This is a genomic window from Paragemmobacter amnigenus, assembly GCF_009908265.2.
Lineage (GTDB): Bacteria > Pseudomonadota > Alphaproteobacteria > Rhodobacterales > Rhodobacteraceae > Paragemmobacter > Paragemmobacter amnigenus.
Window position 1 is genome coordinate 80,377 of the sequence record NZ_JAAATX020000009.1, and the last position, 18,308, is coordinate 98,684.

Annotated in this window: 20 protein-coding genes and 1 riboswitch; of the genes, 7 read left to right on the top strand and 13 right to left on the bottom strand. The window is 65.3% G+C overall.

Translation table 11 applies throughout. The features are described from left to right. The first annotated feature begins 28 nt into the window (after nucleotides 1–28). From queC to queF, 4 genes are read left to right on the top strand one after another with little or no spacing between them, the layout of a single operon-like run. A complete protein-coding gene (queC, locus tag GU927_RS13380) occupies nucleotides 29–727 on the top strand; it encodes a 7-cyano-7-deazaguanine synthase QueC (RefSeq protein ID WP_161762955.1) in 699 nt (232 codons plus the stop codon). Further along, entirely contained in the window at nucleotides 727–1,083 is a 357-nt protein-coding gene (locus GU927_RS13385; RefSeq protein ID WP_161762956.1) for a 6-pyruvoyl trahydropterin synthase family protein, read from the top strand. Before queC ends, GU927_RS13385 begins: the two co-directional genes overlap by 1 nt. Further along, nucleotides 1,080–1,817, top strand: coding sequence for a 7-carboxy-7-deazaguanine synthase QueE (gene queE / locus GU927_RS13390; RefSeq protein WP_161762957.1), 738 nt, complete (start codon nucleotides 1,080–1,082; stop codon nucleotides 1,815–1,817). Before GU927_RS13385 ends, queE begins: the two co-directional genes overlap by 4 nt. A gap of 17 nt (nucleotides 1,818–1,834) precedes the next feature. Beyond that, complete coding sequence (gene queF / locus GU927_RS13395) at nucleotides 1,835–2,296, top strand: preQ(1) synthase (protein ID WP_161762958.1); 462 nt, start codon at nucleotides 1,835–1,837, stop codon at nucleotides 2,294–2,296. Nucleotides 2,297–2,528: 232 nt separating this feature from the next. Here queF and bluB read toward each other — a convergent pair whose 3' ends face one another. Together bluB and GU927_RS13405 are read right to left on the bottom strand one after the other, a co-directional pair. Next, the gene (gene bluB / locus GU927_RS13400) at nucleotides 2,529–3,206 is read right to left on the bottom strand and encodes a 5,6-dimethylbenzimidazole synthase (RefSeq protein WP_161762959.1); all 678 of its coding nucleotides are present in this window, start codon (nucleotides 3,204–3,206) and stop codon (nucleotides 2,529–2,531) included. Nucleotides 3,207–3,247: 41 nt separating this feature from the next. Further along, a riboswitch (cobalamin riboswitch) is annotated at nucleotides 3,248–3,402 on the bottom strand. A gap of 143 nt (nucleotides 3,403–3,545) precedes the next feature. Then, a complete protein-coding gene (locus GU927_RS13405) occupies nucleotides 3,546–4,229 on the bottom strand; it encodes a PLP-dependent cysteine synthase family protein (protein ID WP_269770129.1) in 684 nt (227 codons plus the stop codon). 608 nt (nucleotides 4,230–4,837) lie between these two features. Between GU927_RS13405 and GU927_RS13410 the strand changes: the two genes are divergently transcribed. Together GU927_RS13410 and GU927_RS13415 are read left to right on the top strand one after the other, a co-directional pair. Beyond that, nucleotides 4,838–5,503, top strand: coding sequence for a response regulator (locus GU927_RS13410; protein ID WP_161762960.1), 666 nt, complete (start codon nucleotides 4,838–4,840; stop codon nucleotides 5,501–5,503). Beyond that, entirely contained in the window at nucleotides 5,500–6,870 is a 1,371-nt protein-coding gene (locus GU927_RS13415; RefSeq protein ID WP_161762961.1) for an ATP-binding protein, read from the top strand. Before GU927_RS13410 ends, GU927_RS13415 begins: the two co-directional genes overlap by 4 nt. Before the next feature lie 4 nt (nucleotides 6,871–6,874). On the opposite strand, the gene GU927_RS13420 is transcribed toward GU927_RS13415, so the two are convergent. The 7 genes from GU927_RS13420 to GU927_RS13450 form a co-directional block, all read right to left on the bottom strand. Continuing rightward, nucleotides 6,875–7,426, bottom strand: coding sequence for a L,D-transpeptidase (locus GU927_RS13420; protein ID WP_161762962.1), 552 nt, complete (start codon nucleotides 7,424–7,426; stop codon nucleotides 6,875–6,877). A gap of 35 nt (nucleotides 7,427–7,461) precedes the next feature. Continuing rightward, entirely contained in the window at nucleotides 7,462–8,076 is a 615-nt protein-coding gene (locus tag GU927_RS13425) for a DsbA family protein (protein WP_161762963.1), read from the bottom strand. After that, the gene (locus GU927_RS13430; protein ID WP_217765650.1) at nucleotides 8,073–8,717 is read right to left on the bottom strand and encodes a L,D-transpeptidase; all 645 of its coding nucleotides are present in this window, start codon (nucleotides 8,715–8,717) and stop codon (nucleotides 8,073–8,075) included. The genes GU927_RS13425 and GU927_RS13430 overlap by 4 nt, the downstream gene beginning before the upstream one ends. An 83-nt stretch (nucleotides 8,718–8,800) precedes the next feature. Further along, nucleotides 8,801–9,265: a TlpA family protein disulfide reductase gene (locus GU927_RS13435; protein ID WP_161762965.1), complete on the bottom strand. Its 465-nt coding sequence runs from the start codon at nucleotides 9,263–9,265 to the stop codon at nucleotides 8,801–8,803. After that, on the bottom strand, nucleotides 9,256–9,624 hold the full coding sequence (locus GU927_RS13440; RefSeq protein WP_161762966.1) for a prolipoprotein diacylglyceryl transferase family protein: 369 nt from the start codon (nucleotides 9,622–9,624) through the stop codon (nucleotides 9,256–9,258). Before GU927_RS13440 ends, GU927_RS13435 begins: the two co-directional genes overlap by 10 nt. Further along, nucleotides 9,621–11,348, bottom strand: coding sequence for a protein-disulfide reductase DsbD (gene dsbD / locus GU927_RS13445; protein WP_161762967.1), 1,728 nt, complete (start codon nucleotides 11,346–11,348; stop codon nucleotides 9,621–9,623). Before dsbD ends, GU927_RS13440 begins: the two co-directional genes overlap by 4 nt. A gap of 132 nt (nucleotides 11,349–11,480) precedes the next feature. Then, on the bottom strand, nucleotides 11,481–12,917 hold the full coding sequence (locus GU927_RS13450; protein WP_161762968.1) for a bifunctional metallophosphatase/5'-nucleotidase: 1,437 nt from the start codon (nucleotides 12,915–12,917) through the stop codon (nucleotides 11,481–11,483). 392 nt (nucleotides 12,918–13,309) lie between these two features. Between GU927_RS13450 and GU927_RS13455 the strand changes: the two genes are divergently transcribed. Then, nucleotides 13,310–14,377: a YeeE/YedE family protein gene (locus tag GU927_RS13455; RefSeq protein WP_161762969.1), complete on the top strand. Its 1,068-nt coding sequence runs from the start codon at nucleotides 13,310–13,312 to the stop codon at nucleotides 14,375–14,377. A gap of 117 nt (nucleotides 14,378–14,494) precedes the next feature. Here the strand turns inward: GU927_RS13455 and GU927_RS13460 are convergent, their stop codons facing one another. From GU927_RS13460 to soxC, 4 genes are read right to left on the bottom strand one after another with little or no spacing between them, the layout of a single operon-like run. Then, nucleotides 14,495–14,932, bottom strand: a complete 438-nt coding sequence (locus GU927_RS13460; RefSeq protein WP_161762970.1) for a DUF302 domain-containing protein — start codon at nucleotides 14,930–14,932, stop codon at nucleotides 14,495–14,497. 43 nt (nucleotides 14,933–14,975) lie between these two features. Continuing rightward, nucleotides 14,976–15,887, bottom strand: a complete 912-nt coding sequence (locus GU927_RS13465; protein WP_161762971.1) for an MBL fold metallo-hydrolase — start codon at nucleotides 15,885–15,887, stop codon at nucleotides 14,976–14,978. A 49-nt stretch (nucleotides 15,888–15,936) separates the two neighbouring features. After that, nucleotides 15,937–17,070 (bottom strand): c-type cytochrome, encoded by a 1,134-nt coding sequence (locus tag GU927_RS13470; RefSeq protein WP_161762972.1) that lies wholly within the window; start codon nucleotides 17,068–17,070, stop codon nucleotides 15,937–15,939. After that, nucleotides 17,054–18,307: a sulfite dehydrogenase gene (gene soxC / locus GU927_RS13475; RefSeq protein ID WP_161762973.1), complete on the bottom strand. Its 1,254-nt coding sequence runs from the start codon at nucleotides 18,305–18,307 to the stop codon at nucleotides 17,054–17,056. Before soxC ends, GU927_RS13470 begins: the two co-directional genes overlap by 17 nt. Nucleotide 18,308: the final 1 nt, after the last annotated feature.

Here is an 18,308-nt window from a genome sequence, read left to right on the forward strand (position 1 = left end):
CCTACCCGGTCAAAACAAGGACACCTGCATGAAAACCATCGTGATCTGCTCCGGCGGATTGGACTCCGTTACGCTGGCTCACAGGGTCGCGGCCGAACATGACCTGCTCGGGCTGCTGTCGTTTGATTACGGACAGCGGCACCGCAAAGAGTTGGAATTTGCGGCTGCCTGTGCGACGCGCCTGAACGTGCCGCATCAGATCATCGACATTCGCGCGATTGGCCAAAGCCTGTCCGGCTCGGCGCTGACCGATGATGTCGCGGTGCCCGACGGGCATTATGCTGAAGAAACCATGCGCATCACCGTGGTGCCGAACCGCAATGCCATCATGCTGGCCATCGCCTTTGGCGTTACAGCGACGCGCGGGGCGGATGCCGTCGCCACGGCGGTGCACGGCGGCGACCATTTCATCTACCCCGATTGCCGCCCCGGATTCATCGACGCATTCCAAATCATGCAACGCCGTGCGCTGGACGGATATGCCGATATTGAGCTAGTGGCGCCCTATGTGAACGTGCCGAAATCGGCCATCGTCACCGATGGTGCAAGGCACGGCACGCCCTTTGCGCAGACGTGGTCCTGCTACAAGGGGGGTGAAGTCCATTGCGGGCGCTGCGGCACCTGCGTTGAGCGGCGCGAGGCCTTCGGTCTGGCGGGGATTGCTGATCCGACCGAATACGCCGACGCGGATTTCTGGTGCGAAGCCGTCAAGCGGGGGACGGTCTGATGTTCCGCATCACCAAGGAGTTCGCCTTTTCCGCCTCGCATCAGTTGTGCCAACTGCCGGCCGACCATCAATGCGCCCGGCTGCATGGGCACAATTACATCGTGGTGGTAGAGCTTGTGGCGGCGGAGTTGAACGCCTTCGGCTTCGTGCGTGACTACCATGAACTGGCGCCCTTCAAGCGTTACATCGACGAACACTTCGATCATCGCCATCTGAACGAGGTGCTGGGCCATGATACAGTGACCGCCGAGCATCTGGCACGGCATTTCCATGACTGGTGCGCGTCGCGCTGGCCGGAGACGGTTGCGGTGCGGGTGAGCGAGACGCCGAAAACCTGGGCGGAGTTCCGGCCATGACCCAGACCGCCCAGGACGAGATCCGCGTCAGCGAGATTTTCGGACCGACGATCCAGGGTGAAGGCGCGCTGATCGGCCAGCCCACCGTCTTTGTGCGGACCGGCGGCTGCGATTATCGCTGTGTCTGGTGCGACAGCCTGCATGCCGTGGACCGCCGATTCCGCGCTGACTGGCTGCCGATGGGCCCCGGCGCCGTGCTGGACCGGGTGCGCGCGCTGTCGGGCGGCTTGCCGGTGATGGTGTCGCTGTCGGGCGGCAATCCGGCAATCCAGCCGCTCGGTGGGCTGATCGCGGCTGGAAAGGCCGAAGGCTACCGCTTTGCACTGGAAACGCAGGGTTCGGTGGCACGGGACTGGTTTGCCGATCTCGATCTGCTGGTGCTTAGCCCGAAGCCACCGTCGAGCGCGATGGAGACCGACTGGGAGGCGTTGCGCGCCTGCGTTGAGGCCGCCGGTCCGGGGCCGCGCGTGGTGCTAAAATTCGTGGTCTTCGATGAGGCGGATTATACCTATGCCCGCGCCGCCGCCGCGCGGTTCCCGGCGCTGCCGGTCTACCTTCAGCCGGGCAATCACACCCCGCCCGGACCGCAGGACGACAACGCCCGCATCGACATCAACGGCATCCTGCAACGCCTGCGCTGGCTGGTCGACCGGGTCGTCGCCGACCACTGGTTCGCAGCCCATGTGTTGCCGCAACTGCACGTCCTTATCTGGGGCAACAAACGCGGCGTCTGACCGCGACGGAGACCGACATGACGGATATCTACAAGGATCTGAAACAGCTTGGCAGTGCCACCCGGCTGCCGGAGAACCCCGAGGCTGCGGTGCTGGAAAAGGTGGCGAACCCGCAGGCCGGCACTGCCTACTGCGTTCGCTTCACCGCGCCCGAGTTCACCTCGCTTTGCCCGATGACGGGCCAGCCTGACTTTGCCCATCTGGTGATCGATTATGTGCCGGGACAATGGTTGGTGGAAAGCAAGTCGCTGAAACTCTATCTCGGAGCCTTCCGCAATCACGGAGCCTTTCACGAGGATTGCACGGTTTCCATCGGCAGACGGCTGGTCGATCTTTTGGCCCCGGAATGGCTGCGTATCGGCGGGTATTGGTATCCGCGCGGCGGCATCCCGATCGACGTCTTCTACCAGACCGGTCCGGTGCCGAAGGCGGTCTGGGTTCCCGATCAGGGCGTGCCAAGCTACCGCGGGCGTGGCTGAGTTCTGGCAGGCGGGGTTCCCGACCGATCCGCACGGCAAAACGGGGCAAGATGGGTGTCTGCGGGGCACGGGTCCAGACCCTAAACGCATCCTGCACTGTCGGCGGATGTGCGTCAGTTTCGCGAGGATTCCATGTCTGCTTTTCAAAACCCTTGGGCGCCGGTGCTGCGGAAGACCGAGCATCAGGGCGCGATCCATGCCGACAGCGTTAAACCGCCGGCATGGCGCGACCTCAGGCCCACTCCTCCTGCAAGATCAGGCCGTCGAGATCGAGACGCTGGCGCCAACCGCGCGTGGCAAGTTCCGGCTGGTCGAACAGGTCTGAAACATGGCCCACGCAAAGATAGGCAACGATCTCGACGTGCGGCTGGATATGCAGGATCTCGGCCAGGTCCTTGGGATGGAATATGCTGACCCAGCCGACGCCTATCCCCTCTGCGCGCGCCGCAAGCCAGAGGTTCTGCACGGCGCAGACCGTGGAATAAAGGTCCATCTCGCGCTGATGGGTCCGGCCAAGGATCACCTTGCCGCCGCGTGTGCGGTCGCAGGTCACGCAGATGTTCAAGGGCGCGGTGAGGATTCCTTCCAGCTTCAGCGCCCGATAGGTCTGCTGACGTTCGCTTTCAAACATTTCCTCCGCCTCGGCATTGGCTGCGGCAAAGGCGGCATGGATTCGCGCGCGGCGTTCCTGATCGCGGATCAGGATGAAGTTCCACGGCTGCATGAAACCCACCGATGGCGCCGCATGAGCGGCCTCCAGCACCCTGCGCAGAGCCGCAGGGTCGATCGGATCTGGGCGGAATTCGTTGCGGACATCGCGCCGACTGGCGATGATGTCGTAGAGTGCCTGGCGCTCGGACGGAGAAAAGATACGCGCCGGTCCTGGCGCAACTGGATCGTGTCGGGTCATTCTGAACCTCGCAATGACAGGCACCGCCCCGTCTTCCAAACGGTCGGCTGTCCTGTCAGGCCGGTCTTCTGGCTCCGGTTCGTTCGACCGAAGCACCTTCCCGGGTATCCCCAGTGGCAATCGCTCCGTCGTCCCCGTTACAGCGGCGGGCTTCCCGATTCTCCCCCGAAAGGGCACCTGACCCCCGAGTCCTTACCAGAACTCTGACAGCGCACAATGACATGGCGTTGGTGGAAAGCATTTCGCCAGAGGGTGGGGCGTCAATCGGTCTTGTAGACCTCGGTGCTCAGATACTTGATGCCGCTGTCGCACATCAGCGTCACGATGCTTGCCTGCGGCTCAAGCCGTTCTGCCAGCCGAAGCGCCGCCGAACAGCCCTTCTTCGCGGGCCAACCGGCGTGCCATCGCCATGGCTTCGCCGGCCGATACCGCAACGATCTCATCGGCCAGGCCGGGTTTCCACAGCGGCACGACATAGCCCATGCCGATGCCCTCAATCAGGTTGCCCCCGGGCGCGCCGCCCGACAGGACCGGCGACTCGGCGGGTTCGACCGCGACGATGCGGATGGCCGGATCATGCAGGCGCAGCGCTTCGGCCGTACCGCGCAGCGAGCCGCCGGTTCCCACCCCTTGAACAAAGGCGTCGATGCGCCCGTCGGTCTGGGCCCAGATCTCGTGCCCCAGGTCGGCATAGCCGGTCAGGACATCGGCATTGTTGAACTGGTCCGCCCAGAAATGGCCGGGCTTCTGGCTGAGTTGCCGCGACGTCTCGATCAAGGCGGTCACCAGTTCGACGGTGATCTTCTTGTTGTCGCTGCGCAGGAGTTCGAGGTCCGCCCCAAGCGCCCGCATATGCGCCAGCTTTTCGGCACTGAAGGCGTCGGAGGCGACCAGCAGGCATCGGTAACCCGATGCGACCCCGACGCTGGCCAGCGAGGTTCCGGTGCTGCCGCTGGTGCATTCGACAATCGTGTCGCCGGACTGCAGCCGCGCGCCCTGCGCCGCGCCGCGCACGATGGCCAGCGCGGCCCGGTCCTACATGCTGCCGGTGGGATTGGCCGATTCCATCTTGGCCACGATCCGCGCGCTGCCGGGCGGCACGAACCGCCGCAGTTCCACCAGGGCGTGCTGGCGATGGCTTCCAGAATGTGCTGCCCATTGCTTATCACCCGGTTTTCCTTGTCAATTTGGCCCGCCCGGACTGGCCTGATCCATCGACCTGCGTTCTGCCCTTCGGCTCAGGGGTTCAGATCAAGGCGGTGACGACGCTGTGGTAGGGCAGTCCGGCCGTGTCGTTCAGCCGCCGGACATCGGTATCCCAGGCCGCAATGAACAGGTGCATGCAGCGCCCATCCTCGGGGCGAAGGTCGAGCGTATGTTGCGGTTGCTGGTGCCCTGTGCAGTCATATCTTGCGCAGTATTGATCGCGGCCTGCTGGGCACCGCCCAGATCGGCCACTGGCTCCGACACACTATCTATGGAAATCGACGGCGCGAATGTGGCAGCACGATCAGAATCTTGGACTAAATGGATGTGTTACCCCGGGTTACAGAGTGGAAATTGATCCTATCTTAAGGCTGGCTTAAGGCCACTGCGTTCTGGCAGGGGGCGGATCGACTAAAGGGTAAGGGATGCGGGTGCTGATTGTCGAAGATGACGACCTTTTGCGCGACGGGCTTATGGTAGGGCTGCGGCTGCACGGCTTCTCGCCCGACGCGGTGGCAGGGTGCATCGATGCTTCGGCGGCGCTACAAGATGGCGTCTTTCAGGCTGTAGTGCTGGACGTGATGCTACCCGATGGGTCAGGGCTGGACTTTTTGACCCGGATCCGCGCCGCCGGGCAGGACATTCCTGTCCTTCTTTTAACCGCTCGGGATAGGGTACACGAGCGGATCCGTGGGCTGGATGCCGGGGCGGATGACTATCTGCCGAAGCCGTTTGCACTAGAGGAACTGGCCGCCCGACTGCGCGCCATCCTTCGCCGCCGCGAAGGGAGGGCCACCAGCGTCCTGCGCTGGAACGGTCTGGAACTGGACCCGGCCCGGATGCGCGGCCTAAAGGGAGGCCGGGAGGTCGGCTTTTCCCGGCACGAGTTCACTCTGCTGCAGGCATTAATTGAGCGTCCAGGCGCGATCCTGTCCAAGGCTTCGCTGGAAGATCGGCTCTACGGCTGGCAGGAAGACATCGAGAGCAACACAATTGAAGTGCACATTCACAAGCTTCGGGTAAAGCTGGGGGCAGAGTTCATCGAAACAGTGCGCGGCGTCGGATATCGTCTTGCCGAGGAGGTGATTTGACATCGATCCGCTTCAGGCTTTTCCTGATGCTACTTGCGGCGACCGGAGTGGTCTGGCTTTCGGCGATCTTTTGGATCCAGCATTCCACGCGAACCGAAGTCAATCTTGTGCTGGACCGCCGCTTGCAGGAATCGGCACAGATGGTGGCCTCACTGATCGCCCGCAGCGATGGCTTTGTTCCGGCAGATCTGGCCGGGATCGTCGTGCCGGACGGCAGCGCGCCCGCTCTGCCTGACTCAGGGCGGCATGATTTCGCGCGGCAGTTGGTCTGCCAGGTCTGGGGCTTTGACGGAACGCTGAAAAGCGGATCGGATGGTGCGCCCACCGTTGCGCTGGCCGGGAACATGTCCGGCTTCACCGAGCGCGAAGTCGATGGAATGGTCTGGCGCGTCTACACGCATGTCGATGAAGGTATGGGCATTAGAGTGATGGTCGGCGACGCACGAAGTGTGCGCGACCGGCTAGTCGACGGCGTGATCCTCGGATTGGTGGGCCCAGCCGCGCTTATTTTGCCGATGCTTGCCGTGCTGACCTGGGTGTCGGTGCGTCGGGGATTATCACCGCTTGACGCGCTGGCACAGGCGCTATCTGCCCGACGCGCCGACGATTTCGCGCCGCTCAACGATTTCGGCATTGTACACGAGCTGCGTCCGATGGTGGCGGCTCTGAACGGACTGTTCCGGCGCGTCGAAACTTCGCGCGATCGAGAGCGGAGCTTTACCGCCTTTGCCGCACACGAGTTGAAGACGCCGCTGGCTGGACTGAAAACACAGGCCCAGATCGCGGTTTTAGCCCCAGATCAGACAACGCGGAGCCATGCCCTGGCGCAAATCGCCACCGGGGTGGATCGCACCGACCGGATGGTGCGGCAGCTGTTGGACATGGTTGCTGCAGAGGATCCGGTCGATGCCGCGGGTGCCCCCGCACAGGATGGTGCCCGAATCCTCGCCGAGGTGACCGAAATGCTGTCCGGCATTGCCACCACGCGCGGGGTCCGGTTGGATGTGCACGCCAGCGCCGGACAATGGCGCACCTCGCAGTCCGCGATTCTTTCATCAGCTCTGCGCAACCTTTTGGAAAATGCCGTCCTCGCTTCGCCGATCGGAGCCACCGTAGAGGCAAGGATGGTCCGCGAAGGGGACGTTGTTCGATTTCGCATCCTGGACCGCGGCCCCGGGATCGGCGAGCATGACCGCCCCTATGTCACCGACCGCTTTTATCGTGGCGCCAACAGCCCCTCGCGTGGAGGTAGCGGATTGGGGCTTTCCATTGTGGCCGCCGTGGTTGAGCGGATGGGCGGGGAATTCACCTTGTTGCCTCGGCCAGGTGGTGGCGAGGCGGCCGAGCTGATTCTGCCGGCCGCCTGATGCGTCAGATTACACGCACCTGGGTGCCCACCGGACAGACTGCGTAAAGTTCAGCGATCATCTCGTTGTAGAGACCGATGCATCCGTCCGAAGATCGGCGTCCGATCTTGCGAGTGTCATGAGTGCCGTGAATAATATAGGCGGGCCAGGACAGGTACATCGCATGCGTGCCAAGCGGGTTTTCCGGTCCGGGCGGGATCGGTTTCCAATCAGGATGGCGCTCCATCTGCGACGGGGTCGGGGTCCAACTCGGCCCCACCTTTTTGCGCACGATTTCGGTATATCCGCGCTTGGTCAGCTCGTCCGAAATCGGGACTGAGGTCGGGTAGATCCGGTAATCCGATCCATCACCACTCCAGAAATGCAGGGCGCGCGACACGGTGTCGGCCACGATGGTGGCCTTGCCCAGCGTGTCGAAATGGTCGCGCCAGTCCTGCATGGAAAAGCTGGAGACATTGTTGCGCACGCTATTCTGCGCATGCGCCACGGCAGGCATAATCAGGCCGGCAGCGGCCCCGAGGCCGAGCGTCAGGGTCTGGCGGCGTTTCATCATCATCGGTCTTTTCCTTCTTCTGGGTCAAATGTCGGGGTTTATCCGGCGCGGGCTGTGGCAATTGCCTGTTCCAGCGTGGTCTGGTCGATGGCGCCGGCGAAAAGCGTGGTGTCCACAGCCACTCCGGGCGTGCCCTGAAAGCCCAGGGCGGTTGCCTGGGCGTCGTTTCTTTGCAGCAGTTCGTCCCACCGGCCGCGGTCCGCCTTGTAGGACGCCATCGCCCGCGCCGGATCGACCACGGGCGCCAGTGCCTTGTCGATCTGCGCCTCGCTCAGCCGCCCCTCTGTCTTCATCAAAGCCGCATGGGTTGCGTCATAAAGGCCAAGCCCGTGCGCCCCGAGCACAAGCTGCGAGGCATAGACCGAAGGCGCGCCGAAGATCGGCCAGTCCTTCATCACCAGCCGCAGATTACCGTCTCGGGTCACGACATCTGTCAGCATCGGATGCATCCCTTTGCAGAAAGGGCACTGATAGTCGAAGAATTCGACCACCGTGACATCGCCCTCCGGGTTGCCGAGAACAGGCGCATCGGGGTCGCGCAACACGGCCTCCGGCGTCAGTTCCTGCGCCAGGGATGCCCGCGGCAAAAGCATCAGCGTCCCGGCAGTGCCTGCCAGAGCGATCAGGCCACGGCGGGTCAGATCAAGGGTCATGTCGGTTCTCCGTTCGGGATGGGGATCGGGGGATGCGTCCACAGGCCGCTCTGCTCTTTGGGCACCACGACCACGCGGGTGCCCGGCGCGGTGTTTTCGGCAAGGTGGACGATATCCTGGTTGTACAGCCGGATGCACCCGGCCGACGTTGCCTGTCCGATCGACCAGGGGTTCGAGGTGCCGTGGATGCGATAATGGGTGTCGCGCGCTCCCCGGAACAGGTAGAGCGCACGCGCGCCCAAAGGGTTCGACAGTCCGCCGGGCAGACCATCAGAATATTGCGCATACTGTCCCGGATCGCGTTTAATCATGTTGTCGGTCGGTCGCCAGCCGGGCCAGTCGCGCTGATAGGGGATCGTCGCCTCGCCCGAAAAGGCATAGCCATCGGGGCCCACCGCCACGGCATAACGCATCGCGCGGTTGCCGGGCATGACCTGGTAAAGAAACCGGGCTTCCGGATCGACAATGATCGTACCGGGCGGATGCGGGGCATAATAACCCACCTCCTGCCGCGCCTTTTCGGCCGACAGGTATTTCGGATCGATGGCCGGGATGGTCCGCTCGCCATCGGGCATCGCATCATAATGCGCCAATACCTCGGGCGACAGACCAGACGCATGCGGCGGTGGCGCGGCGGCCATGGGCGGAGCGACGCAGCCGGCCAGCGCAACCAGTCCCCCCAACGGCAGCGCCTTGGCGCATCGTGGAAGCGGAAAAGGGGGTATCATCTTTTCACTCCTGAGATTTTGGCAATTTGGCGCAACAGTTCGGCGCGCGAGATTTCCCCGACATGCGACGAGACCATCTCGCCCCGTTCATCGGAGATCAGCGTCAGGGGCAGCCCCGCCGCATCGAAGGCAGTCATCATGCCGGCCGTCAAGTCCAGCGCGATGTGATCGGGGCCTATGCCGACCCGGGTCAGGAAGGCCTGCACCTGCACCGCCGTTTCCCCCTGATTGGCAAAGACAAAACGCGGCGCTCCGGGCAATTGCGCCTGTTCGACCATCATTGGTAGCGCGCGCCGGCAGGGGGGGCACCAACTGGCCCAGAGGTTCACGACCAAAGGGCCGTCCGGCGCGATCAGCGAGACCGGCCGTCCCGCCATATCCTGCAGCGTGGCATCGGGCAGCGCGATCCGGCCCGGGGCGTTCCCCACCAGAAGAGCCAGCCCCCCCACCGTCACCGCCATGATGCAGACCATCGCCAGCGACAGCGCGCGCGCCCGGGGCGCCGCCGGATTTGCCAGCCGACCGCGATGCCTGCTGCGGCAAAGCCCCAGCCCAGCGAAAACCCGCCCTGCCAGAACCGCAGGATATCCCCCGGATGCGCCGCATAGTCGGCCCAGTGCATTACGACCCAGCCCAGCCGGGCACCCACGGCCCAGCTCAGGAGTACCGGCCAGACCGCCTCCGCGATCCCGCCATCCGTGCCGCGCCGCCGCGCCAGCCAGTCGGCCAGACTTGCCGCAAGGAACAGCGCCGCGATGCCCAGGATGGCGGCAAAGCGCGTTGCCTCGAACGCCAGCGGGCCGATGGTGACGGCGTTCACCGCGCCACCCCGTCGATGGACCGAAGCATCATCGGGCTGTCAACCGCGCCAATCAGGCGCGTGCCCGGCGCCTCGGTCCGCGCAGAGTCCAGAAAGACCATCGTCGGCGGACCGACCGACCCAAGGCGGTCCAGAAGGGCCTGGCTTTCGGTTCCAAAGTCCGAAACGTCGGCCTTGATCCGCGTCAGCGGGCCCAGGGCCGCCGTGACAATCGGGTCCGCCAGCGGCCCCCGCCCGATGCTGCGGCAGATGGCGCACCAGTCGGCCGTGACATAGACCAGCGCCGGGCCTTCGCTTTCCGAAAGCGCCCCATCCAGCGCGGCGGAGGTCGTCACGGTCCTAAACGCGGCCGACTGCTGCGGTGCGTCCACCGACGCCTGCCGCAACAGAGGTTCAAGCGGCGCCAGCGGATCGCCGCCACCAAGGCCGGCGCCGACGCCCTGAAGGGCGCCGGCCAGCGCCAGAACCGCTCCGGCCGGCGCCCAGCCCCGCTGCCACAGCGCCCCGCCCGAGCCGATCAGCAGCGCGGCCCACAGCGCCAGAACCGCCTGCCCCGGAAGAACCCGCGCCAGCAGCCAGATCGCCAGCCCCAGGAACATCACCCCAAAAACCGTGCGCACCGCACCCATCCAGGCACCCGCGCGCGGCAGGATCTGCGGCCCGAAGGCGCCGACCGCCAGCAGGGGCAGCCCCTGTCCCAGCCCCAGCGCGAACAAGGCCGCCGCCCCGAGGACGACGTCGCCGGTCTGTGCGATGTAGATAAGCGCCCCGGCGAGCGGCGCTGTGACGCAGGGCCCGACGATCAGCGCCGAAGTGAAGCCCAGAACCGCCGCCCCGCTCAACGATCCGCGCCGCCCGGTGACCTGGCCGAGACCGGCGGTCAGGGACTGCGGCAGCGCCAGTTCGAACCACCCGAAACTTGCCAGCGCCAGCACGCCGAACACTCCCGCGCCCAGCATCAGCACCACGGGCGATTGCAGAGCTAGTTGCAGGTTCTGCCCCGACCACGCGGCCAGGCCCCCCAGCGCGGCAAAGGCAGAGGCCATCGCGAGGACATAGACCCCGCTCAGCACCAGCCCGCGACGCGCCGATGGCCGAGGCGTCCCGCCCGCAACCATGCCCGCAACGATGGGGATCATCGGAAAGACGCAAGGCGTGAAGGCTAGCAACAGCCCAAAGCCGAGGAAGCCCGCCAGCACCAACACAGTGCCGCCCCGCCGCGCCAGCCCGTCGATCAGCCCCGGTTCGGCGGCAAGGGTCAGCGTCGGAGCCTTTGCCGCCACAGCGGCTGCATCATCGGTTGAAGCGAGGCCTGTCCCATCGGTCGACGCCGCGACGACCCGGCTCTGCGGAGGATAGCAGATGCTGTCTTCCTTGCAGCCCTGCCAGGTCAGCGTCACCTCGGGGCCCGGTCCGGTCAGCCCGACGGTCACGCTGCCATGATAGACTTCGACCCGACCGAAGTTCTGGTCTTCCTTGACCTCCCCGGGCGGGGTTTCCAGCGGCTGCTCCTGACCTTCGGCGGCACGCGCGCGAAAGTTTTCGCGGTAGAGGTAGTATCCGGGAGCGATATCGAACCGGAACAGGCGCGACCCGTCCGGTTGGGGATCTTCGGTCAGGCGAAAGGCCTGATCCGCATCCAACGGCTTGGTCTGGGCATGGATGGGAGAGACCTGCGCGAGAACCAGCAGGAGGAGCGCGACCAGCGCGAGGGATCTTGGCATTTTCATGCGTCGCCGGATGCGAGGGCAACCTTAACGGGCGCTTAAGGGGCGTCCCGCTCGCGGTTTGGTGAACGCTCGGGCGTCGGAATGGTGCTTCCCGGCCTCGACGCATTCGAAGCTCTCCGATGTCGGTCACACGATACGCAGTCGGCCCGGCGACACAGCCATTGGCCTGTCGGCGCCAAACCACTCCCGTAGGGCGTCGACGGCTGCGATCTCCAGTTCCCGGCGATCCCGACCGAACCGCGTGGGCACTCCCTGCTTCGTGACGAAGGCGGCGCGGTAGGACTTGTCGTCATGGAGCCGATTGCCTTCGGCATCGAAGATCATCTCGATCCGGTGCCCTTTCGGATTTTCAAGTTTGGCGTTCACGGTCAAGCCGCAGAACCGTTTGACATATCCGCCGCGCTGATCGAAAGGGTCGGTGGCGAACACCGCATCGAGGCTTGCCTCCAGCATCTCCACGATCTCGGCGCCGCTCAGCGAGACGATGCCGACCGGGGGATTGACCGGGATGATGCACCACAGGTCGTGAAGCGTCACCGGGCCAGGCGGGATCGGCGCGCCGTAGCGCCAGCCGTTTGAGAAGGCGATCTTTGTGCCGGCGGCAAAGGCGATGGCGGCAAGCAGCGCGTCGTCCATGGGGGAGTCCATGCAGGTCGCTCGGTGCAGAAGGCGGTCGGTTTGGCCGACCACCTGACCGCGCAGATCGGCCTCGGGGGCCACGGCCCTGGTTACCAGTTCCGCGACCCTGGGATCCTCGGGCAGGTTGGCGGAAACAGGGATCAGGCGGTGCCGGTGCCCGACGATGCAACCGCCGTCGATGTCCAGATCCAGCCGCCCGACGAAGCTGCCATGGCAGCCGGACTGGATGATGAGGGCGCCGTTGACAATCCAAGGCTCTTCAAGCCGGTTGTGTGTGTGGCCGGAAAGGATGACGTCGATACCATCGACCGCCTGCGCCAGCGCGGCATCCTGCGGCAGACCCAGATGCGACAGGACGACGATCAGGGCGCAGCCGTCGGCCCGCAGGCGCAGGGCATGATCTCGGGTTTCCTCGATCCCGTCGGTGAAGCGCAGTCCCGTCGAGAACGACGGCGGCATGGTCTTGTCGAGGATCGTGGCCGCAAGCCCGATCACGCCGATCCGCACCCCGCCCGCCGAACAGGTCAGCGTCGCGCGGAAGCGCGGTGCGTCATCGGCCTCGCGGTGGCAGTTGGCGGCCAGAAGCGGATAGCCCAGCATCTCCGCCAGTCGCGCAGCCTGCACCGGGCCATAGGCAAAGTCCCAGTGACCGGTCATCGCGGAAAGGCCGAGCGCGTTCAGAACGGGCACCGCCGCCTCGCCGCGGCTTTGGGTCACGGCGGGCGTGCCGTGAAAGGTGTCGCCGTTGTCGAAGACCAGCACCGCATCTGGCGCCTCGGCTCGCGCGGCAGCCAGAATCGTCGCGATGCGCGCGAACCCCCCCATCGTTGCGACCGAGGGACCCTCGTCCGTCCAGACCAATTCGAGATGCGGTTCCAGATAGCCATGGGTGTCGTTGATCTGCAACAGGGTGATCCGGGGCATGGGAGCCTCATCCGTAAAGAAACCTTATGGTTTCGAGCCACATAAAGACGTTAGCTAACGCTAAGGTTCCACTTCTGTGTATGTGAGTACGGTTTGATTCTGTTTTCGACGGCGTTGTTGTAGCAGTTGCTGCGTCGGCCAGTATGGAGGTCTAGATTGTGCTAGCCTAGCGTCTTCCTTCGCACGGGGACTTAATCGTCGCTTCTGACTTCTGTGGCCACCTCATCGACCTAAGCATTTAGTATGGACGGAACCCTAGGCTAGAACTGAGCGAGTTCTGGGAGGGTTCAGTAGGACCGGTGGCGATCGACTCACCTGACCCTTTACCTTGTTGATTAAGATCAAGGCATGAGGCCCAAAGCACGCTCATGATTAAGAAAATAGGCGTGCCAATGGATCTCATTTGGGTTCTTGATCATGCGGATGAAACCACCGTTGCTACGGCCATGGGCTTGGTGACGGGGGCCGTCTTCGGGATCGCGGCGCAGCGGTCCTCGTTCTGTCTGCGCGCGGCGACGGTCGAATTCGCGCGGGGGGCGCTGGGGCCAAGGGTGGCGGTCTGGCTTCTGGCCTTTTCGACCGCGCTGATCTGGGTGCAGGCGGCGCATCTTCTGGGTCTGTTCCGGGTGGAAGAGGCGCGGATGATGGCGGTCGCGGGGTCGTGGTCGGGGGCCATCCTGGGCGGGCTGATGTTCGGCGCGGGAATGGTGCTGGCGCGCGGCTGCTCCGGGCGGCTTCTGGTGCTGGCGGCGACGGGCAACCTGCGGGCGGTGATCTCGGGGCTGATCTTCGCGGTGGTGGCGCAGATGTCGCTGCATGGCTGGCTTGCTCCGGTCCGCGCATGGGCGGCGGGGCTCTGGGTCACTCCGGGCGGGGCGAATGTGAACCTGCTGCATGCGGTCGGCCTGCCCGACGAGGCGGGCCTGGGGCTGGGCCTCGCCATCGCGGCCCTGGCGTTTGTCCTTGTCCGCCACAATCGGGTCGGGCTGCCGGTGATGATCTTCGCCTCGGGCGTGGGGTTCGCGGTCGCCTTGGGGTGGGTGCTGACCTTCAGCCTGGCGCAGGTCGCCTTCGAGCCGGTGGCGGTCACCTCGGCCACCTTCTCGGGGCCCTCGGCCAACACGCTTATGTTCTTCCTGACCGAGGAGCCGGCGCTGGGGTTCGACATCGGGCTGGTGCCGGGGGTCTTCCTTGGCGCGCTCGTCTCGGCCTGGGTCGGGCGCGAGTTGAAATTCGAGGGCTACGAGGGCGAGGGTCAAATGCGACGGTCGATGACGGGGGCGGCGCTGATGGGGTTCGGGGCGATGCTGGCGGGGGGCTGCGCGATCGGGGCGGGGGTCACCGGGGGGTCGATCTTTGTGGCGACAGCCTGGCTCGCGCTGTTCTGCATGTGGGTGGGGGCGGGGATCACTGACTGGCTGGTAGATCAGGCCGGTGCCCGGGGTCGGGTGGTGGCCTGAGCGGCTGTCCACGGTGGACAGAATGCCAGAGACCAATGATTTCAAGGAATTATCCGCGGCCGTTCACGGACGTTTAACCATCCTGGCGGCCGCAGAGACGCAGTGGAGGCCGGGCGGTTACTGCCCCGTCGCCTCGCGAGCGATCTCGTCCAGAAGGGTCTGGACCTCTTGCATCGGGCCTTCGGGCATCTGGCGGTAGCCGACGGCGACCTGGCCCTCGCGGTCGGTGACGAAGACCCCATAGGGACAATGGGCGATGTTCATGGGGTCGGCCTCCATCACCTTGCGCGACAGGACGGCCGAGCAGAACAGGAACACGTCGGCATTGTCGAAGACCTTCACCTCGCTGCCGACATCGGCGGCGGTGCGGTTCAGCATCTCGCCGACATGGCTGCGATAGTCGATTACAAGACCTTTGCCGATGATGGCGGCCTCGACAGCCATGGTGGCCTCATCGAAACTGCCGTCGAAGGGGTAGGTCGTCGCCTCTTGCGCGGTGGCGAGGCCGGTCGAAAGGCCGAAAGCAAGGACGGCTGCAAGTCCGGTTCTAATCATGGTCACACCCTCTCCAAAGTTGCCGCGACGCCGCCGCGCGCGGTCATGTCTCCTCGACGAAGCGATAGCCCTTGTCCGCGCGTTCCACCCGGCCGATCCCGCCGCCGGGCAGGTGGAAGCCGATGATCGCGTGACCATCGACCGCCAGCCGGTCAAGCAGGGCTGTGCGGGTGGTGGCGGCAAGCGCCTTGTCCTGGTCCGAGTTCGAGGCCCAGTCTGGGCGCTCGAAGGCGACGTGATGGTTGCCGATGCAGTCGCCCAGCACCATCGCGGGCGTCGGCCCGGCGATCTCATAGGCCAGATGGCCGGGCGTATGGCCGGGGGTCAGCCGGGCGAAGATGCCGGGTAGCGGTTCCTCGCCATCGATCAGTAGGCGCAGGCTGTCCGCGATCACGCCCAGCCGTCGCGAGGCACCCGCCGCGAAGGTGGCCCGCGCCTCGCCGATGGTGTTAGCGGTCTCGGGATCGGTCCAGTAGTCGAATTCGGCCTGCCCGATCATGTGCTGGGCATTCGGGAACAGCGGTTCGTCGAAATCGTCCAGCAGGCCCCAGAGATGATCGGGGTGACCGTGGGTGAAAAGGACATGGGTCACGTCCTCGACCGTCAGGTCCATGGCAGCCAGCGCCTCGGTCAGCTTGCCGGCGGAGGGCTGGAAGTCCGGGCCGGAGCCCACGTCGAACAAGACGGTATTGGTCCCGTCGCGCAGGAGGGTGACGTTGCAGGGCGGGGTCAGCTGGTCGCTGGGCAGGCCATAGCGGGCGCGAATATCCTGAAGCTCGGCCTCGGGCATCCCGCCAAGGATGAAGTCGACGGGCAGGACGAGGTTGCCGTCCGACAGCGTGTCGATCCGGGTCTCGCCCAGCGTCAGCGTGCTGGCGGCCCAGAGGCGGCGCGGCGCCAGCGGGGCGGCGAGGGTGGCGGCGCTAGCGGTCAGGAAATGGCGGCGGGTCAGCATGGCGGGTCCTTGGCAGGGTGCCCCCGGAGCGGGTCCGGGAGCTATCCCATCAGTCGGCGAAGGTGGAGAGATAGGCGATGACGGCGTCGCGGTCCTCGGGCTTCTTCAGGCCGGCGAAGGACATCTTGGTGCCAGCGGCAAAGCCCTTGGGGTCTTCCAGGAAGGCATGCAGAGCGGCCGCGTCCCAGATCCCGCCGCCCGCGCCAAGCTCGGCGAGGGGCTTGGAATACTTGAAGCCCTCGGCCGTGGCGATGGTCCGGCCGACGACGCCATTCAGCGCGGGACCGACGGCGTGTTTCGCATCATCGCCGACCTTGTGGCACGAGGCGCATTTGCGGAACACCTTCTCGCCCGCCTCGATCAGAGCGGGATCGGCGGCGGCCTCGTCGGCTGCGTCCGGTTCCTCGGCGGTGGTCTCGGTCTCGGGTGACGCCGCTTCGGGCGCGGTTTCCGCTGCCGGCTCGGCAGGGGTCTCGGCCGGAGCGGCCGCAGCTTCGGCCGGTGCGGTCTGAGAAGCTGCGGTCAGCAACGGCAGTGTGCCCGCAGGATTGCCGTTCTCATCCTTGGGGGTCACGTTCAACTCGATGGCGCGCTTCGTCACCTCGGGCGGGGCGGTGCGGCAGTCCGCCATGCAGGGTTCGGCGCGGAACAGCGGGTATTCGGTTTCGGCGCGGTCGTCGGGGTAGAAACCCTCGGCGTTGGGCATCACGATGGTGGTGAAGTTCTCCCGGGTGAGGGTGAAGTCATCCTCGACCAGCCCGTTGGAGTAAAGGAGGAAGGCCGTGATCGCATAGGTGTCGTCGACCGAGAGCGTCTGCGCCTGGCCGAAGGGCATCGAGCGGTGGACATAGTCGTAGACGGTGGAGAGATAGGGCCAGTAGCTGCCGATGGTCTTGACCGGGCGCGGATCGGTCAGCGTGCCGTCGCCACCGGCAAGGACGGGCCAGCTGTCCAGCCCCTCGGCGAATTCACCGTGGCAGGAGGCGCAGTTGGCGCCAAACACTTCCTCACCGGTCAGCACGTCGCCCGAGCCGTCAGGCAGGCCGGTGCCGTCGGGCAGAACAGTGGCGTCCCAGGCGGCGATTTCCTCGGGGAGGGCTTCGCGGCCGAGGCCCAGGGACTCGGCGGCGGCGGGCGTGGCGAGGAGGAGGGAAGCGAGAAGGATCTCAAGCGATTTCGACATTCTCGACCTCTCCGTCGGCGCGCACCCACCAGACCTGGATGCCGTTGTTGTGGTAGACGTTGTTCACGCCCCGGATCTCGCGCAGGGCCTGCTTGGTCGGCTGGACATAGCCGGTCTCGTCCACTGCGCGGGACATGATGAACATCTCGGACCCGTCCCAGTTCATGTCGTAGTGGAAGCGGGTCAGCGCCATGGAGCGCGCCTCGCCGGTGATGCGGGCGGGGTGCCAGGAGTTGCCGCCATCGGTCGAGACATCGACGCGGGTGATCTTGCCGTTGCCGGACCAGGCGAGGCCGGTGATGACGAGGGGGCCGGCGCCGTGGCGGATGGGGGCCTGCGGGCTGGGCTGGGTGATGACGGATTTCGCGTCCATCACCCAGGTCCATTTCCGCGCCCGGCCGTCGGGCATCATGTCGGTGTATTTCGAGGTTTCCTCGCGGCTTTCGACGGCCTGGTCATAGACCGAGATCCTGCGCAGCCATTTGACCCACATGTTGCCTTCCCAGCCGGGAACGACCAGGCGGACGGGGTAGCCGTGTTCCTTGCGCAGCGCCTCGCCATTGGCGAAGAAGGCGACCATCACGTCGTCCAGCGCCTTTTCCAAGGGTATCGATCGGCCGTTGGACGAGGCATCGGCGCCTTCGACGTAGACCCACTTGCCCTCGGGCTTGACCCCGGCCTCGGCCAACAGGTCACGCAACATGACGCCGGTGTATTCCATGTTGTGGATCATGCCCTGGGTGAACTGGCAGCCTTCCAGCTGCGCGCCGCCCCATTCCATGCCGCCGTTCGCCGCGCATTCGCAGAAGGCGATGCTGATCTGGCGGGGAAAGCGCAGCAGGTCCTCGAAGGTGAAGACCAGGGGCTTGTCGACCAGCCCGTTGATCATCAGCCGGTAGTCCTGCTTTGACAGCGAGATTGCCCCGGAATGGTGCCGTTCAAAGGCGCAGCCCTGGGGCGTGATCGTGCCTTCCAGCGCATGAATCGGCGTGAAGTTGATCGAGGAGGCGGTGCTTTCGGTCAGCCATTCGACATTGCGGCGCACGACGTGGGATTCGAACTCGATCGGCATCCCGTAGGGCGTGGCATCTACCGCGTCGCCGAAGACCGAGGCCCATTCCTGCACCTCGGTGATCAGCGGATCGGGGGTCTGGGCGGTGGCGGCACTTGCGACAAGGCCAGCCCCGGCGGCGGCGGTGCCGGCCAGAAAGGCGCGGCGTGTGGGTTCGTCGGTCATC

Bases quoted from the DNA above. Each gene is read 5' to 3' on its own strand.
- queE (WP_161762957.1), top strand. From the start codon at position 1,080: ATGACCCAGACCGCCCAGGACGAGATCCGCGTCAGCGAGATTTTCGGA.
- dsbD (WP_161762967.1), bottom strand. From the start codon at position 11,348: ATGCCAAGATCCCTCGCGCTGGTCGCGCTCCTCCTGCTGGTTCTCGCG.
- queC (WP_161762955.1), top strand. From the start codon at position 29: ATGAAAACCATCGTGATCTGCTCCGGCGGATTGGACTCCGTTACGCTG.
- GU927_RS13430 (WP_217765650.1), bottom strand. From the start codon at position 8,717: ATGGCCGCCGCGCCACCGCCGCATGCGTCTGGTCTGTCGCCCGAGGTA.
- queF (WP_161762958.1), top strand. From the start codon at position 1,835: ATGACGGATATCTACAAGGATCTGAAACAGCTTGGCAGTGCCACCCGG.
- GU927_RS13460 (WP_161762970.1), bottom strand. From the start codon at position 14,932: ATGATTAGAACCGGACTTGCAGCCGTCCTTGCTTTCGGCCTTTCGACC.
- GU927_RS13450 (WP_161762968.1), bottom strand. From the start codon at position 12,917: ATGCCCCGGATCACCCTGTTGCAGATCAACGACACCCATGGCTATCTG.
- GU927_RS13465 (WP_161762971.1), bottom strand. From the start codon at position 15,887: ATGCTGACCCGCCGCCATTTCCTGACCGCTAGCGCCGCCACCCTCGCC.
- GU927_RS13410 (WP_161762960.1), top strand. From the start codon at position 4,838: ATGCGGGTGCTGATTGTCGAAGATGACGACCTTTTGCGCGACGGGCTT.
- GU927_RS13470 (WP_161762972.1), bottom strand. From the start codon at position 17,070: ATGTCGAAATCGCTTGAGATCCTTCTCGCTTCCCTCCTCCTCGCCACG.
- GU927_RS13425 (WP_161762963.1), bottom strand. From the start codon at position 8,076: ATGACCCTTGATCTGACCCGCCGTGGCCTGATCGCTCTGGCAGGCACT.
- soxC (WP_161762973.1), bottom strand. From the start codon at position 18,307: ATGACCGACGAACCCACACGCCGCGCCTTTCTGGCCGGCACCGCCGCC.
- GU927_RS13385 (WP_161762956.1), top strand. From the start codon at position 727: ATGTTCCGCATCACCAAGGAGTTCGCCTTTTCCGCCTCGCATCAGTTG.
- bluB (WP_161762959.1), bottom strand. From the start codon at position 3,206: ATGACCCGACACGATCCAGTTGCGCCAGGACCGGCGCGTATCTTTTCT.
- GU927_RS13420 (WP_161762962.1), bottom strand. From the start codon at position 7,426: ATGATGATGAAACGCCGCCAGACCCTGACGCTCGGCCTCGGGGCCGCT.
- GU927_RS13435 (WP_161762965.1), bottom strand. From the start codon at position 9,265: ATGGCGGTGACGGTGGGGGGGCTGGCTCTTCTGGTGGGGAACGCCCCG.
- GU927_RS13455 (WP_161762969.1), top strand. From the start codon at position 13,310: ATGGATCTCATTTGGGTTCTTGATCATGCGGATGAAACCACCGTTGCT.